The sequence below is a fragment of the Streptomyces sp. NPDC055749 genome, from assembly GCF_053617235.1.
In genome coordinates, this window is record NZ_JBSHFH010000013.1 from 20558 (window position 1) to 34606 (window position 14049).

Sequence of the window (14049 nt, forward strand, 5' to 3'; positions counted from 1 at the left end):
GACAGTGGTGCTCTATTCAAAACGAACGCTCATTCTCTTAAATTCGCCCCTCCTGGAATCGAGGCCCCTCCCATGTCCGTCACCCAGAACCGCCGCATGGTGGCGGTGATCGTCCTGATCCCCGTAGTGGTGGCCCTCGCCCTGTGGGCCTTCGCCTGGCCCGCCGCGCGAATCGCTCCGCGCGACCTCCCCGTCGGCGTCGCCGGCGCCGCACCCGCGGCAGCTCAGCTGGAGACCCGGCTCGAACAGAACGACGGCGCCTTCGAGATCCACCGTTACGACGACGAGGCCGACGCCCGCGCCGCCATCGAGGACCGGGTCGTATACGGCGCCGTCGTCGCCACCCCCACCGGCCCCCAGCTGCTCACCGCCACCGCGGCCGGCCCCGTCGTAGCGAACCTGCTGCGCGAGGCCGTCGCCGCATCGGCGCCCGCGGGCACCGAGGTCCCGGTCACCGATGTCGTGAAGGCCCCCGACAGTGATCCGCGCGGCAGCGCCCTCGGCGCGAGCGCCCTGCCGCTGGCACTCGCGGGAGTCGCATCGGGAGCCGTCGTGACCATGATGGGGCTGCGCGGAGCACGCGCCGCTGTCGCGCTGACCGGCGCCGCGGCGCTGGTCGGCATCACCGCCGCAGCGATCGCGCACAGCTGGCTCGGAGTGCTGGCCGGTGACTGGTGGACCGAGGCAGGCGCCCTCGCGCTGACCGTGCTGGCCATCGGCGCGACCGTGGCCGGGCTCGCCAGGCTCCTCGGACCGAAGGGCATCGGCCTGGGCGCACTGGTGATGGTGCTGTTCGGCAACTCCTTCTCGGGTGTCACCAGCGCACCCGAAATGCTTCCCGAGCCGGTCGGCATGATCGGCCAGTGGCTGCCGCCGGGCGCGGGCGGAACACTGCTGCGGTCGGTCGGCTTCTTCGACGGCAGTGCGGCCGGCGGCGCGGCTTGGACGCTCGCGCTGTGGGCAGCGGCCGGCCTGGCCGTCGTGACGCTCGGCGGCCGGCGCAGGGCCGAGGCCACCCCGCCGAGTCCGGCAGCCGAAACCCGGGAAAACGCCCTGGCCCGCTGAGCCCTCGAACCGCCGTGCATCCCCGCCGTGCATCCCCTCCTTAGCGGACGGGGGTGCACGGCCTTTTTCGCGCGTATGCGTACGGGGGTCAGTCGTCCCGGTTGTGGTGACCGCGGTGCTCGGCGGCGATACCGAAGCTGCGCCGTTCGCCCGGAGCGGACGTCACGGAGTGGATGGAGGACACCGAGCGGATCACCTGCTCCTCGGGCGCCGCCTCCTCGTCCTCAAGTCGCTGCAGGTCAGCGGCGGAAACGAGCGCGACGAGCGGCTTGCCGTGCCGCGTCACGACCACGCGTTCGCCGCCGTAGACGACGCGGTTGATCAGTTCGGCGAGCTCCGCCCGGGCTTGCGTCACCGGAATCTCGTAGGCCATAGTCCCCATCATAACCTTGTGTACGTCCTGTACATTTTTTACAAGGAGGACCGAGCCATGATCCGCCCCGCCGCCCGTTACGTACTGCCGGAGTTCCACGAGCGCACCGCGACCGGAACCCGGACCCTCGACCCGTACTCGAAGCTGCTCTCCGAGCGGATCATCTTCCTGGGCACACCCGTGGACGACACCGCGACGACCGACCTCATCGCTCAGTTCATGTACCTGGAGTACGCGGACCCGGACCGGCCCATCTCGCTGTACATCAACTCCCCCGGCGGCTCGTTCACCGCCATGGCCGCGATCTACGACACGATGCAGTTCCTCACCTGCGAGGTGGAGACCTTCTGTCTCGGCCAGGCCGGCTCCTCCGCCGCCGTACTGCTCGCGGCCGGGGCACCGGGCCGGCGACATGCCCTGCCCGGTGCCCGGGTAGTCATTCAGCAGCCCGCTCTGCCCGAAGCCGTGCGGGGCCAGCCATCCGATCTGGAGATCGAGGCACGCGAGTTGATGCGTGTGCGCGAGATGCTCACGGGAATGCTGGTCCGGCACACCGGCCGGTCCGCCGAGCAAGTGACCGCCGACATCGAGCGGGACACGATCCTCGACGCCGCGGCCGCCAAGGCGTACGGGGTGGTGGACCACGTCATGGAGAACCGCAGCCCGTCCCAGCCGCCGCACACCGCGAGGTGAACCGCTGATGCTGTCACCGGAGTTCCCGCCGCTCCCCGCACTGACCCGTGCCGAGGGGGAGTTCATCGACTGCTATCTGGAAGTGCTCGACCAACTGGGCAGGATCAACCCGGCACGCGGCAGCGACACCTACAGCGCACTCCGGGCCGCGCAGGCGCTGGCCTCCCGGGCCGGAGCGCTGCGCGACGCCCTCGTCTCGATGCACGAGCGGGGCGAGACGCAGATCCACACGGGCACCCTGGCGCGGGCGTTGCGGGTGCTCGACGGGGAGCGGCGCGCGGAGCGGGTCACCGTGCCCCCCGTCGGCACGAGTTGATCAACCGCTTCCCCGGCTCACCTTTCCGGCGCGACTCCCCGACACGCCCGATGCCCGGACCGAATTTCCTCGCTCGTTCGGCGTAGGCCGTCCCCCTCCCGGGGGACGGCTCAATTTGCGCAATACGCGTGGACTGTGAGCGGAATCCAGCGCTCCGCCGCTGGTACGAGGCCGGTCGGCCGGCCGCGCTCCTGAACCAAATCCGCCCTGTCCACCCGAATGGATCAGTCGTGACGAGCCTCACATAACACCGTTTCAGCTCGGAAATCCGGCAGTCGGTGAGTCAAGATCCCTGGGACGACAAGCCCCCGCCACCGCGGCGGGGCGGTCCGGGCGGACGCCGAGTCCTGCCGCCGTCCGGATGACTGGTCGACAGGAGTGGATCGGCAGGAGTGGAGGACCCGAGCACAACGGGTCGACCGGGTGACCGGCCGTCCCTCGGGGTGAAGCCGCCAAGTGCGGCCGGGCAACTTCGCCAGCCCGAACCCGACAGGTCATCCTTCACAGGCGGCTGACGAAGGGTTGCGCATGTCTGCGCAGGTTCATGTCCCGTCACTTCTCGCCCGGGCCGGTACGGCCTCGGTACTCACCCTCGCCATCGGCACCACCATGCTGGCGCCGGGCATCGTGAACGATGCCGAGGCCGCCACCCATGCGACGAAGGCGCTGAAGATCGCCGCCTCCAAGAAGGGTTCTCCGTACAAGTACGGAGCCGTGGGCCCCCGAAGGTTCGACTGTTCGGGGCTGACGCTGTACTCGTTCAAGAGGGTGGGCAAGAAGCTCCCCCGCACGGCGCAGCAGCAGTACAACAAGACCCGGCACATCTCCTCGTCGCAGCGACAGCGCGGCGATCTGGTCTTCTTCCATGCGGGCCGCAGCGTCTACCACGTGGGCATCTACGCCGGCCACGGGCGGATCTGGCACTCCCCGAAGTCCGGGTCCGTCGTGCGCCTGGAACGGATCTGGTCCAAGAGCGTCTGGTACGGCCGGGTGCGCTGACCGGCGCCCCCGCTGCCTGGGCCCTGATCCGCCGGAGAGGCCCTAGTGCAGCAGGGGCCCGCCCACCAGCACGAGCCCCAGCGCGGTGAGTGCCGCGCCGCTGCCGCCCTCGATCGCCCTGGCGGTACGCGGCCGGCGCAGCCACCGGCCGAGCCGGTCCACGAGCAGGGCCACGGCCGGGAACCACACGAGCGCGAGCAGCACGACGACGGCCGCGAGCAGCAGCGTTCTCGGCAGGGGCGCCTGGCCGTCCGGTACGAACTGGGGCAGCAGGCTGAGGAAGAGCACGGGCGCCTTGGGGTTCAGGGCGTTGGTCAGGAACCCCTGCCGCAGCGACCGCCCGAGCACTTCGGGCGCCTGCCCCTGTTCGGTGTCCTGTCCCGGCGCCGTGTCATGGTCCGTCCCGGCCGTCGCCGGGCGCCGCCGTATCGCGTACAGCGCGCTCAGTCCGAGGTAGAGCACGTACGCGCCGCCGAGCAGCTGGACGGTGCGGAAGAGCACGGGCATCGTCACCAGCACGGCGGCGAGGCCCGCCACGGCGAGCGCGGTGTGCACCAGCAGGCCCCCGGCGACTCCGAGCGCCGCGGCCACCCCTGCGCGGCGCGAGGCCAGGGCATTGCGTACGACGACGGTGAAGTCGGCGCCCGGCAGCGCGACCATGCCCGCGGCGACTCCGGTGAAGGCCAGCAGTTGTGCGTCCATGGGTACACCATGGACCGGTGGGGCCTTTAGCATGTACTTGCAATCTTCTGGGTCTGCCAAAAGGAACGCTTAATGTACGACCCGACGCGCCTCGCGGCGCTGGTGGCGGTCGCCGAGGCAGGTTCGATCACGCGCGCGGCGACCCGACTGGGCTACACGGCCCCCGCGCTCTCCCAGCAGCTGGCCAAACTGGAGCGGGAGGCCGGGGCCGTGCTGCTGGTACGCCACCATCGTGGCGCACGGCTGACGGCGGCCGGTGAGCTGCTGGCGGGGCGGGCCAGGCGGGTCCTGGACGAGATGGACCAGGCCCGCCACGAGCTGGCGCGGCTGGCCGGGCTGTCCGGCGGGCGGCTGAGGGTCGCCACCTTCACGACGGCGGGCATCCATCTGCTGCCGCCGGTTCTGAGCGCCTTCCGGCGGGCCCACCCGGATGTAGAGCTGACCGTCACCGATTTCGAGCCGCCGGGCGGGGTCGCCGCCGTGGCCTCGGGCGAGGTGGACCTCGCGTTGACGCACGCGTACGAGCCGGCGGTCGCCGATCCACTGCCCGCGGGTGTTGTCGTCGAGCCGCTGCTGGTCGAGGAACTGGTCCTCATCACCGCCGTCGGGCAGATCCTGTCGGAGGGCACGGGGCGGCTGCCGGTGACCGAGCTCGCAGGCCGGCCGCTGATCAGCAGCGCGCCGACGCATCCGCCCCGGCGCGGCGTGGAGAGCGCCCTGGCCGACGCGGGGGCGACGCCGGCCGTGGTGTGCGAGTCCCCGGGCTACGGGCTGGTGTGCGCTCTGGTCAGCGCGGGGCTCGGGGCGGCCGTCGTGCCGGAGATGGTCGCCGCGATGTCGCAGGCGCCGCTGGCCGTGCGGCGGCTCGACCCGGCCGCCTTCCGGCGGACCATTTCGGTGGTGCACCGCGGTGACCGCTCGACCGCGGCAGCCGCGACGCTCACGGCGCTGCTGCGCAGTGGTTTCGGCCGTGCGGCCACGGTCGGCTGACCGGCGGTCACCCCGGGATCAGGTCTGGACGGGGACGGTCCACGGGAGCGCGATCCAGACCGTCTTGCCGCCCTCGGCCGTGGGACTGACGGTGAGCCGCCCGCCGCACTCCTTGGCCAGACAGCGGATGATGACCATGCCGCGCCCGTTGTCCTGCTGAACGGCCGCGGGCAGCCGCCTGGGCCAGCGGGGGTGACTGTCCGTCACCCCCAGGTGAAGTTCCTCGTCCCGGTCCAGCCGGAGGTCCACGGTGAAGGTGGGCGACTGTCCGAGCGTGTGCTGCACCGCGTTGGTGGCCAGTTCGGAGACGATCAGGCGGATGCTGTCGGCGATCTCGGTGTCGTCCGGGAGGCCCCATTCGGTGAGTACCCGGGCCACGTATCTGCGCGCCGAGGAGACCGAGACCGGATCGCTCGGCAGAGTGACGGATGCTTCTTGATGGTCTGCCATGGCGACGCCGTCCCTTCCCGGCCCGGCCGACCCGAGGTCGGCCGGGTTGTGCTTCGCGCCAGATTGCCACTGATGCCGCCCTCTGTAACGGCGATCCACCAAGATATGCATATATCTGTCGCCCAAAGTGGTGAACTCTGCCACGGAAGACTGTATTTGGACGGCACACTGGCGCCCTTGACGGAGGAGGGAGACCGGCGATGCGGCACGGCCCCGCGGTGCGACGGCGCAAGCTCGGTGAGGAGCTGCGGAGTCTGCGCCACACGACCGGACTGACGAGCCGGGAGGCCGCACGGCTGCTCGGCTGGCACCAGTCGAAGGTGAGCCGGATCGAAACGGGCACCAGCGGTGTGACACCGGCCGATGTGACCCGGCTGCTGGACGCCTACGGCGTGCACGACAGGCAGCTGCGCTCGCTCCTCGAAGCGCTCGCCGGCTCTGCGGGCGGCGGCGGTACGGGGTGGTGGCACGCGTACCGCGGTCTCATCCCGCCCCAGTACCGCGACTTCATCAGTCTGGAGTCCCAGGCCGGGACCGTGCGCACGCTGGAGACCTCCGTGGTGCCCGGCCTGCTCCAGACCGCCGACTACGCGCGTGCGGTGACGACGGCCTCGCTGGACGGGCTGCCGGCCGGACAGCTCGACTCCCTGGTCGAAGTGCGCCTCGCCCGGCAGGGAGTGCTGCGCGCGGATCCGCCCGTGAGGCTGAGCGCCGTGCTCGACGAAGCGGTGCTGCGGCGCGAGGTCGGCGGTCCCCGGGTCATGGACGCGCAGCTGCGTCATCTGTCACGGGTGGCCCAACTGCCCCATGTGCGGCTTCAGTTACTGCCGTTCAGCGTCGGTGGCCACGTCGGACTCACCGGGCCTTTCGTTATCTTCTCGTTTCCGACCATTTCTGATCTGGATGTGGTCGTTCTTGACCACTTGACGAGTAGCCTCTATCTGGAGCGGAAAGAAGACCTGGAGGCGTACAGCTCGGCCTTCCGCACCCTGCAGGCGCACGCGCTGTCGCCGGAGCGTTCGTTGGACCTGATCGCCGCGATCCTCCGCGGCGACCGGACCGCCTGACTCCCCGAGGGGGCACCATGTCCGACCGCCTCGCACCGCCCGTGTCGGCTCCCGGACCGATGTGGCGCCGCAGCAGCCGCAGTACCGGAATGAACAACTGCGTGGAAGCCGCACCGCTCGGCGGTGAGCAGCTCGCCGTGCGGGACTCCAAGGACGTGGACAGGCCGCCGCTGCGCTTCTCCGCGACGGCCTGGACCTCCTTCGTCTCCGGGCTGGACGGGCTGGGCGGCCGGCACGGCCTCCCGCTCAGCTGACCGGAGCCGACGCCCCGTCGGGAGCGGTACGTACGATCGTCGCCACCGCGATCGCGATCTGGTCCTCCGTCAGATCGGCGCGTGCCGTCAGCCGCAGCCGGGAGATCCCGTCCGGCACCGACGGCGGCCGGAAGCAGCCCACCACGACTCCGGCAGCCCGGCAGTCGGCCGCCCAGCGCACGGCCGTGTCCGCCGACGGTGCCCGGACAGCCACCACCGCGGCGTCGGGGCGGGCCGCCGTGAGTCCGGCCGCGGTCAGCCGTTCGTACAGCGCCGTGGCCACGGCGCGGGCCCTGCCCGCCCGCTCCGGTTCCCGCTTCAGCAGGTTCAGGGCGCCCAGGGCGCCACCGGCCGCCGCGGGGGCGAGTCCGGTGTCGAAGATGAACGTGCGCGCCGTGTTGACCAGGTGGTCGATGACACGGGCCGGTCCGAGGACCGCTCCACCCTGGCTGCCCAGGGACTTGGACAGGGTGAGCGTGGCGACGATCCCCTCGCCGCCCGCGAGCCCGGCGGCGAGCGCGCCGCGCCCACCTTCCCCGAGAACGCCGAGACCATGCGCGTCGTCGACCAGCAGGGCGGCGCCCTCGGCCCGGCACGCCTCGGCGAGCGCGGCCAGCGGAGCGGCGTCTCCGTCCACCGAGAAGACCGAGTCCGTCACGGCCAGTGCTCGCCCGTCGTGCGCGTGCAGGGCCTTGCGCACCGCGTCGGGCTCCGCGTGCGGCACCACGGCCGTCGCCGCCCGCGAGAGCCTGCATCCGTCGACGATCGAGGCGTGGTTGCCCGCGTCGGAGACGATCAGCGAGCCGTGGCCGGAAAGCGCGGTGAGGGCGGCGAGGTTGGCCGCGTACCCGGAGGAGAACACCAGGGCCGCCTCGAACCCGCAGAACGCGGCCAGTTCTTGTTCGAGCGCGGCGTGCAGGGCGGTGGAACCGGTGACGAGTCGCGATCCGGTGGCGCCCGCACCCCATCGCAGCGCCGCGTCGGCGGCGGCGGTAGTGACCTCGGGGTGCCGGGTGAGGCCCAGATAGTCGTTGCTGGCGAGGTCCAGCAGTTCCGTTTCGGCCGGTCGCGGGCGAAGCGTGCGGACGAGCCCGGCCGCGGCACGGCGGCGGGCCTCGTCGTCGATCCAGTCGAACGGGGCGAAGGACATGAGGTGGTCCCTTTTGTAGGCAGCTCACAGACCCTAGCCGCGGGCGCAGCGGGTCAGGGTGTGGCAATACCCACACCCTTCGCCGCCTGTTCTGTCTGGTTCCTCCTTGGCCGAAGGGCGTGCCGTACGTCAGGATCATCGCCATGGACCTGCTGAACACGCTGGTGGACAAGGGGTTGCGGCGCGAACTGCCGACCCGCGAAGAAGCGCTCGCCGTGCTGGCGACCTCAGACGACGAACTGCTCGACGTGGTGGCCGCCGCGGGCCGGGTACGCCGCCAGTGGTTCGGGCGGCGCGTGAAACTGAACTATCTGGTCAACCTGAAGTCCGGGCTCTGCCCCGAGGACTGCTCGTACTGTTCGCAGCGGCTCGGCTCCAAGGCGGAGATCCTCAAGTACACCTGGCTGAAACCGGACGAGGCGTCCAAGGCGGCAGCCGCCGGGGTGGCGGGCGGCGCGAAGCGCGTGTGCCTGGTGGCGAGCGGCCGTGGTCCCACGGACCGCGACGTCGACCGGGTGTCGCAGACCATCGAGGCGATCAAGGACCAGAACGAGGGCGTCGAGGTCTGCGCCTGTCTCGGTCTGCTCTCCGACGGGCAGGCCGAGCGGCTGCGCTCCGCGGGCGCCGACGCGTACAACCACAATCTCAATACGTCCGAGGGGACGTACGGGGAGATCACCACCACGCACACCTACGCGGACCGGGTGGAGACCGTGCAGCACGCGCAGGCCGCCGGTCTTTCCGCCTGCTCGGGGCTGATCGCGGGCATGGGCGAGAGCGACGCGGACCTGGTCGATGTCGTCTTCGCGCTGCGTGAGCTGGACCCGGACTCGGTTCCGGTGAACTTCCTGATCCCGTTCGAGGGCACCCCGCTCGCGAAGGAGTGGAACCTCACCCCGCAGCGCTGCCTGCGCATTCTCGCGATGGTCCGGTTCGTCTGCCCGGACGTCGAGGTGCGGCTCGCGGGCGGTCGCGAGGTCCATCTGCGCTCGATGCAGCCGCTCGCCCTGAACCTGGTCAACTCGATCTTCCTGGGTGACTACCTGACCAGCGAGGGACAGGCCGGCCAGACCGACCTGGACATGATCGCGGATGCCGGTTTCGAGGTGGAGGGCGCGGGTACGACGACGCTCCCCCAGCACCGTGCGCAGGCCGGCGGCGGCTGCGGCTCGCACGAAGGAGGCTGCGCGCCCTGCGGCGAACCCACCGACGAGCCTGCCGCCGAGCCCGCCGCCGACGCCCCCGAGGTGCCGGCCGCGCGCACGGACCTGGTGGCGGTCCGCCGCCGCGGTGCCGGTACGGACCTCGCGCCCAATGCCTGAGCCGCTCTCCCCTGCCGAGCTGCGTGCCCTGGACCGGGCTCACGTCTGGCATCCCTACGGCCCGATGCCGGGCCGCCAGGAACCGCTGGTCGTGGAGTCCGCGTCCGGGGTACGGCTCCGGCTCGCCGAAGAGGCTTACGGCCGGCGCGAGTTGGTCGACGGCATGTCGTCCTGGTGGTCGGCGGTGCACGGCTACAACCACCCGGTACTCAACGAGGCGGCACGCGGTCAACTGGACCGGATGAGTCATGTGATGTTCGGCGGGCTCACGCACGAGCCCGCCGTGCGGCTGGCTACCCGGCTGGTGGAGATCACCCCGGAGCCCCTGCAGCACGTCTTCCTCGCCGACTCGGGTTCGGTGTCGGTCGAGGTCGCGGTGAAGATGTGCCTGCAGTACTGGCGCTCGGCCGGACGGCCGGGCAAGCAGCGGCTGCTGACCTGGCGGGGCGGCTACCACGGGGACACCTGGCAGCCGATGTCGGTGTGCGATCCCGAGGGCGGGATGCACGAGCTGTGGTCGGGCGCGCTGCCCCGGCAGGTCTTCGCGGACGCGCCGCCGGACGGCTTCGACGCGGAACCGGACGACGCCTACGTACAGCATCTGCGGAACATGATCGCGGACCATGCCGATGAGCTGGCCGCGGTGATCGTGGAGCCCGTGGTGCAGGGCGCCGGCGGCATGCGGTTCCACTCGCCCGCGTATCTGCGGGTGCTGCGCGAGGCGTGCGACGCGCATGACGTGCTGCTGGTGTTCGACGAGATCGCGACGGGTTTCGGGCGCACGGGCAAGCTGTTCGCGGCCGGACATGCCGGCGTCTCGCCGGACGTCATGTGTGTCGGCAAGGCGCTGACCGGCGGTTATCTGACGATGGCGGCGACGCTGTGCACCTCGCGGGTGGCGGAGGGCATCTCCAGCGGCGAGGTGCCCGTGCTCGCGCACGGCCCGACGTTCATGGGGAATCCGCTCGCCGCGGCGGTGGCCTGCGCGTCCGTGGATCTGCTGCTTGGCCAGGACTGGGAGCAGGAGGTCAAGCGGATCGGCGCGGGGCTGCAGGCCGGTCTGGCGGAGGCCGCCGGGCTGCCCGGGGTCCGGGACGTCCGGGTGCTGGGCGCCATCGGCGTCGTACAGCTGGATCATGAGGTGGACATGGAGGCCGCGACCAGGGCGGCGGTACGGGAAGGGGTCTGGCTGCGGCCGTTCCGCGGCCTCGTCTACACCATGCCGCCCTATGTGACCGGGGATGACGATGTGGCGATGATCTGCCGCGCGGTGTGCGCTGCGGCGCGGGAGGGCTGAGATGACGATTCTGGTGGTGACAGGTACGGGCACCGAGATCGGCAAGACCGTGGTGACCGCGGCCGTCGCCGCGGCGGCGCGGGACCTCAGGGTCGCCGTGCTCAAGCCGGCCCAGACGGGGCTGGCCCCGGGCGAGCCCGGGGACGCGGCCGAGGTGGTACGGCTCGCGGGCGGTCATGTCACTCCGGTCGAACTGGCCCGGTTCCCCGAGCCGCTGGCACCCGCGACCGCCGCGCGCAGGTCCGGTCTGACACCGGTGCGTCCGTACGAGGTGGCCGAGGCGGCCGGGAAACTGGCGACCGATCACGATCTCGTCCTCATCGAGGGGGCGGGCGGTCTGCTCGTACGGTTCGACGACGAGGGCTCCACGCTCGCGGACGTGGCCGGGCTGCTGGCCGCTCCAGTTCTGGTGGTGGCTCCGGCGGGGCTCGGAACGCTCAATTCCACCGCGCTGACCTCGGAGGCTCTGCGGACCCGTGGTCTGGAGTGCCTGGGTGTGGTGGTGGGCAGCATGCCGGCCGAACCGGATCTGGCGTCCCTGTGCAATATCGACGATCTGCCGGTCGCGGCGGGCGCACCGCTGCTGGGCGCGGTACCCGCCGGTGCGGGATCACTGGCGCCGCGGGACTTCCGTGCGCGGGCGGCGAGTTGGCTGACCGCGGAGCTCGGCGGGCACCGAATGCCTTGACGACCGGCTGAGCGGGCCCGTACGGGGGAGAATCGAAGAAGCCGTACGTGTTCCTCGAGGAGGCCGCCATGCAGCTGCGCAGTACGAAGATCCCGCGGGACGCGGTGCACCACCCCGTCTTCGCCCGGTTCTACGCCCGGATGAGTGTGGCCGCCGACGATCGGGGCGGCGTGGCCGCTTTTCGCGCGGAGCTGCTGGCCGGCCTGTCCGGCCGGGCGATCGAGATCGGCGCGGGCAACGGTCTGAACTTCGCGCACTACCCGGCGGCCGTCTCCGAGGTGGTGGCGATCGAGCCGGAACGGAGCCTGCGGCAGCTGGCGGCCGGCGCCGCGCTGCGGGCGGAGGTCCCGGTGGACGTGGTGCCCGGCACGGCCGAGGCGCTGCCGGTGAAGAGCGAGGCGTTCGACGCGGCCGTGGCCTCCCTGGTCCTGTGCACCGTACGGAATCTGCCGCGCGCGCTGGCCGAGATCAGGCGGGTGCTGCGGCCCGGTGGCGAGCTGCGCTTCTTCGAGCACGGGCTGGCCCCGGGCCGTGCGCTGGCGACGACGCAGCGGATGGCGGACCGTACGGTCTGGCCGCTGCTCTTCGGCGGTTGTCACACGGCACGGGACACGATTGCCGCGATCGAGGCGGCCGGCTTCGAGATGGGTACGTACCGCAGGCTGCGGATTCCGGAGAAGGGGATACAACTCCCCTCCTCCCCCTGCGTCCTGGGCGTGGCCCGCCGGCCGTTCTCGGACGACTGACGCGTCAGTCGTGTCAGTCGTCGTCCTCCCCGCCGCTGTCGAGCTGGTCGGCGAAGGCCCGCAGGGCGTCGGCCAGTTCCTGCTTGGTCGGCAACTGGTCTACTTTTGCTTCGAGTTCGCCGATGCGTTCGGACAGTTCGGCGAGATCGGCGGGGGACGTGGGGGTGGGGCTTGGGGATCCGGTCGGTTCCCCTCCGCCTACGCTGCCCGAACCGCCGTCGGTGCCGCCGCTGTCCGCTCCGGTGCTTGTTCCGGCGTCCGATCCGGCGTCCGTACCGCCGGACCCGCTGGCCGTACCGGTGTCCGCTCCGCCGGATGGGTCCGGGGGTACGGGAGTCGGGTCGCCGCCCGACCCGCCGGTCACACCCACCGTCGTACCGCCCGAGGTGTCCGTACTCCCGTCGTCCGGGGCGCCGGCGGCGATAGCGCCGCTCACACCGAGGATCACCGCGGCCGTCGTGCCGACCAGGGTGATCGTCATCCGTCTGGTTCGTCCCAAGCTTCGCAGGCGCGCTATGCGTGTCATGCTCGCGACGTTAGCCACGCGCGGGCACGGAAGAGGGTGTTCCGGGAGGCGGGATACGGAGTCACACGCTCCACTGCCGTAGTTCGTCGGCGATGGCCCGGAGGTCCGCCTTGCCCTCCTTGACCAGCCTGGCCAGGTCGCGCACCTGCTCGGGCGAGGTGATGACCTTCAGTCCGGAGGCCACGAGATAGCCGTAGGCCACGGCCGATGCGAACATCGCGTTGGAGTGTTCGAGCGCGGGCACGTGGAGCAGGAGTTGCAGCAGGGCGGCGGCCCGGCTGTGCGGGTCGCTGTAGACGGGGCTGCCGAAGATCTCCGCCTCGTGCCGGCTGACCGCGGCGACCAGCGCACCCCAGTCGACGACCTGCGGATCACCGGGCGTCTTGTGTTCGGCGACCATCAGCAGCCAGGAAAGGTCGATCTTCAGGTTCAACGGGCTCCTTCGCCCTCCGCACCGAACTCCTCCGCGAAAACCGACTCGTACTGCTTCATGAAGTCGGCCGCGGCCTCGACGAAGGTGTGTCCGACTTCGCCCGCGTCCTGCTTCACGAGCTCCTCGATATAGCGGTTCACGCTCATCCCCCTCTGCAGCGCACGCTGTCGCGCGGCCTCGGCGGTGGCCTCGTCCACTCGTACGTTCAACTGAGTCTTGGGCACCCCATCACGCTAGCGCGCGTTTGCTAGCACCAGCAAGGGGAGCCGTGCCGTGCCCCGTACACATGGTTCGGCAGGGCCTGCTCGCATGCCGGAATCGGGTCGACGGCCCCGTCCGCCCGGTGATGGGATGGCCGACATGAATGATCTTGCGATACGTGCTGCCGAAGCCACCGACCTGGACGAGGTTCTCGCCTTCTGGAAGGTGGCGGCCGAGGGCACCAGCATCAGCGACGACCAGGACGGCATCCGGCGGCTGGTCGACCGCGACCCCGGCGCCCTGATCCTCGCGGAGCGCGACGGCGTCCTGGCCGGCACCGTCATCGCGGGCTTCGACGGCTGGCGGTGCCATCTGTACCGGCTCGCGGTCCATCCCGGCCGGCGCCGTCGTGGCATCGGCGCGGCACTGCTGGCAGCGGCAGAGGAACGGTTCACCGCGCTCGGCGGGCGACGGGGCGACGCCATGGTCCTCGACCACAATGACCTGGCACGGCATGCCTGGAGCGCCGCCGGGTACGCGCCTCAGCCTCAATGGAGCCGCTGGGTGAAGCCCCTCAACGGCTGAGACCATGGGCGGGGCGTCGCCGCACACGCACGGCGCACGGACTGCCCCGGCGGCCCTTACGATGTCCTGTCATCCGTCCGACCCCCTCGAAAGGTGTGAGCGTCCGCCCATGGGCGAGCCTCCCAGTAGCCGACATCGCGTCCATCGCGCGATCCTCCTGCCCCTGCACGATCATGGGACGGAGGTGAACCG

19 protein-coding genes and 1 riboswitch are annotated in these 14049 nt (G+C 71.1%); of the genes, 12 read left to right on the plus strand and 7 right to left on the minus strand.

Annotation, left to right across the window (positions count from 1 at the left end):
• Window positions 1-72 precede the first annotated feature (72 nt).
• Complete coding sequence (locus tag ACWGO0_RS12295; protein WP_453532107.1) at window positions 73-1065, plus strand: ABC transporter permease; 993 nt, start codon at window positions 73-75, stop codon at window positions 1063-1065.
• A gap of 88 nt (window positions 1066-1153) precedes the next feature.
• Here the strand turns inward: ACWGO0_RS12295 and ACWGO0_RS12300 are convergent, their stop codons facing one another.
• The gene (locus ACWGO0_RS12300) at window positions 1154-1438 is read right to left on the minus strand and encodes a type II toxin-antitoxin system Phd/YefM family antitoxin (protein ID WP_453532110.1); all 285 of its coding nucleotides are present in this window, start codon (window positions 1436-1438) and stop codon (window positions 1154-1156) included.
• A 57-nt stretch (window positions 1439-1495) separates the two neighbouring features.
• Between ACWGO0_RS12300 and ACWGO0_RS12305 the strand changes: the two genes are divergently transcribed.
• From ACWGO0_RS12305 to ACWGO0_RS12315, 3 genes are all read left to right on the plus strand, one after another.
• On the plus strand, window positions 1496-2131 hold the full coding sequence (locus ACWGO0_RS12305) for an ATP-dependent Clp protease proteolytic subunit (RefSeq protein WP_453532112.1): 636 nt from the start codon (window positions 1496-1498) through the stop codon (window positions 2129-2131).
• 7 nt (window positions 2132-2138) lie between these two features.
• Window positions 2139-2447 carry a hypothetical protein gene (locus ACWGO0_RS12310; protein ID WP_453532115.1) on the plus strand — a complete coding sequence of 103 codons (309 nt, stop codon included), beginning with the start codon at window positions 2139-2141 and terminating at the stop codon, window positions 2445-2447.
• Window positions 2448-2807: 360 nt separating this feature from the next.
• A riboswitch (cyclic di-AMP (ydaO/yuaA leader) is annotated at window positions 2808-2972 on the plus strand.
• A 3-nt stretch (window positions 2973-2975) separates the two neighbouring features.
• Window positions 2976-3446, plus strand: a complete 471-nt coding sequence (locus ACWGO0_RS12315) for a C40 family peptidase (protein WP_453532118.1) — start codon at window positions 2976-2978, stop codon at window positions 3444-3446.
• A gap of 42 nt (window positions 3447-3488) precedes the next feature.
• Here the strand turns inward: ACWGO0_RS12315 and ACWGO0_RS12320 are convergent, their stop codons facing one another.
• Window positions 3489-4148: a LysE family translocator gene (locus ACWGO0_RS12320; protein ID WP_453532121.1), complete on the minus strand. Its 660-nt coding sequence runs from the start codon at window positions 4146-4148 to the stop codon at window positions 3489-3491.
• Between the two features lie 72 nt (window positions 4149-4220).
• On the opposite strand from ACWGO0_RS12320, the gene ACWGO0_RS12325 reads away from it, so the two are divergent.
• Window positions 4221-5138, plus strand: a complete 918-nt coding sequence (locus tag ACWGO0_RS12325; RefSeq protein ID WP_453532124.1) for a LysR family transcriptional regulator — start codon at window positions 4221-4223, stop codon at window positions 5136-5138.
• Between the two features lie 18 nt (window positions 5139-5156).
• On the opposite strand, the gene ACWGO0_RS12330 is transcribed toward ACWGO0_RS12325, so the two are convergent.
• Entirely contained in the window at window positions 5157-5588 is a 432-nt protein-coding gene (locus ACWGO0_RS12330; RefSeq protein WP_453532127.1) for an ATP-binding protein, read from the minus strand.
• A 200-nt stretch (window positions 5589-5788) separates the two neighbouring features.
• Between ACWGO0_RS12330 and ACWGO0_RS12335 the strand changes: the two genes are divergently transcribed.
• On the plus strand, window positions 5789-6655 hold the full coding sequence (locus ACWGO0_RS12335; RefSeq protein ID WP_453532130.1) for a helix-turn-helix domain-containing protein: 867 nt from the start codon (window positions 5789-5791) through the stop codon (window positions 6653-6655).
• Between the two features lie 17 nt (window positions 6656-6672).
• Window positions 6673-6909 (plus strand): DUF397 domain-containing protein, encoded by a 237-nt coding sequence (locus ACWGO0_RS12340; RefSeq protein ID WP_453532133.1) that lies wholly within the window; start codon window positions 6673-6675, stop codon window positions 6907-6909.
• On the opposite strand, the gene ACWGO0_RS12345 is transcribed toward ACWGO0_RS12340, so the two are convergent.
• Window positions 6902-8059, minus strand: coding sequence for an 8-amino-7-oxononanoate synthase (locus ACWGO0_RS12345; protein ID WP_453532136.1), 1158 nt, complete (start codon window positions 8057-8059; stop codon window positions 6902-6904). The two genes, ACWGO0_RS12340 and ACWGO0_RS12345, sit on opposite strands and share 8 nt — an antisense overlap.
• A 143-nt stretch (window positions 8060-8202) precedes the next feature.
• Between ACWGO0_RS12345 and bioB the strand changes: the two genes are divergently transcribed.
• The 4 genes from bioB (at window position 8203) to ACWGO0_RS12365 (ending at window position 12112) form a co-directional block, all read left to right on the plus strand.
• A complete protein-coding gene (bioB, locus tag ACWGO0_RS12350; protein ID WP_453532139.1) occupies window positions 8203-9381 on the plus strand; it encodes a biotin synthase BioB in 1179 nt (392 codons plus the stop codon).
• Window positions 9374-10678, plus strand: a complete 1305-nt coding sequence (locus ACWGO0_RS12355) for an adenosylmethionine--8-amino-7-oxononanoate transaminase (protein ID WP_453532142.1) — start codon at window positions 9374-9376, stop codon at window positions 10676-10678. Before bioB ends, ACWGO0_RS12355 begins: the two co-directional genes overlap by 8 nt.
• Before the next feature lies 1 nt (window position 10679).
• On the plus strand, window positions 10680-11366 hold the full coding sequence (bioD, locus tag ACWGO0_RS12360) for a dethiobiotin synthase (RefSeq protein ID WP_453532145.1): 687 nt from the start codon (window positions 10680-10682) through the stop codon (window positions 11364-11366).
• Between the two features lie 68 nt (window positions 11367-11434).
• Complete coding sequence (locus ACWGO0_RS12365; RefSeq protein WP_453532506.1) at window positions 11435-12112, plus strand: class I SAM-dependent methyltransferase; 678 nt, start codon at window positions 11435-11437, stop codon at window positions 12110-12112.
• A 13-nt stretch (window positions 12113-12125) separates the two neighbouring features.
• On the opposite strand, the gene ACWGO0_RS12370 is transcribed toward ACWGO0_RS12365, so the two are convergent.
• From ACWGO0_RS12370 to ACWGO0_RS12380, 3 genes are all read right to left on the minus strand, one after another.
• Window positions 12126-12593 carry a hypothetical protein gene (locus tag ACWGO0_RS12370; protein WP_453532148.1) on the minus strand — a complete coding sequence of 156 codons (468 nt, stop codon included), beginning with the start codon at window positions 12591-12593 and terminating at the stop codon, window positions 12126-12128.
• Window positions 12594-12699: 106 nt separating this feature from the next.
• Window positions 12700-13071 (minus strand): fic family toxin-antitoxin system, toxin component, encoded by a 372-nt coding sequence (locus tag ACWGO0_RS12375; protein WP_453532151.1) that lies wholly within the window; start codon window positions 13069-13071, stop codon window positions 12700-12702.
• On the minus strand, window positions 13068-13295 hold the full coding sequence (locus tag ACWGO0_RS12380) for an antitoxin (RefSeq protein WP_453532154.1): 228 nt from the start codon (window positions 13293-13295) through the stop codon (window positions 13068-13070). Before ACWGO0_RS12380 ends, ACWGO0_RS12375 begins: the two co-directional genes overlap by 4 nt.
• Window positions 13296-13422: 127 nt before the next feature.
• Here ACWGO0_RS12380 and ACWGO0_RS12385 point away from each other — a divergent pair, with 127 nt between their 5' ends.
• Window positions 13423-13857: a GNAT family N-acetyltransferase gene (locus tag ACWGO0_RS12385; RefSeq protein ID WP_453532157.1), complete on the plus strand. Its 435-nt coding sequence runs from the start codon at window positions 13423-13425 to the stop codon at window positions 13855-13857.
• The last annotated feature ends 192 nt before the right edge of the window (window positions 13858-14049 follow it).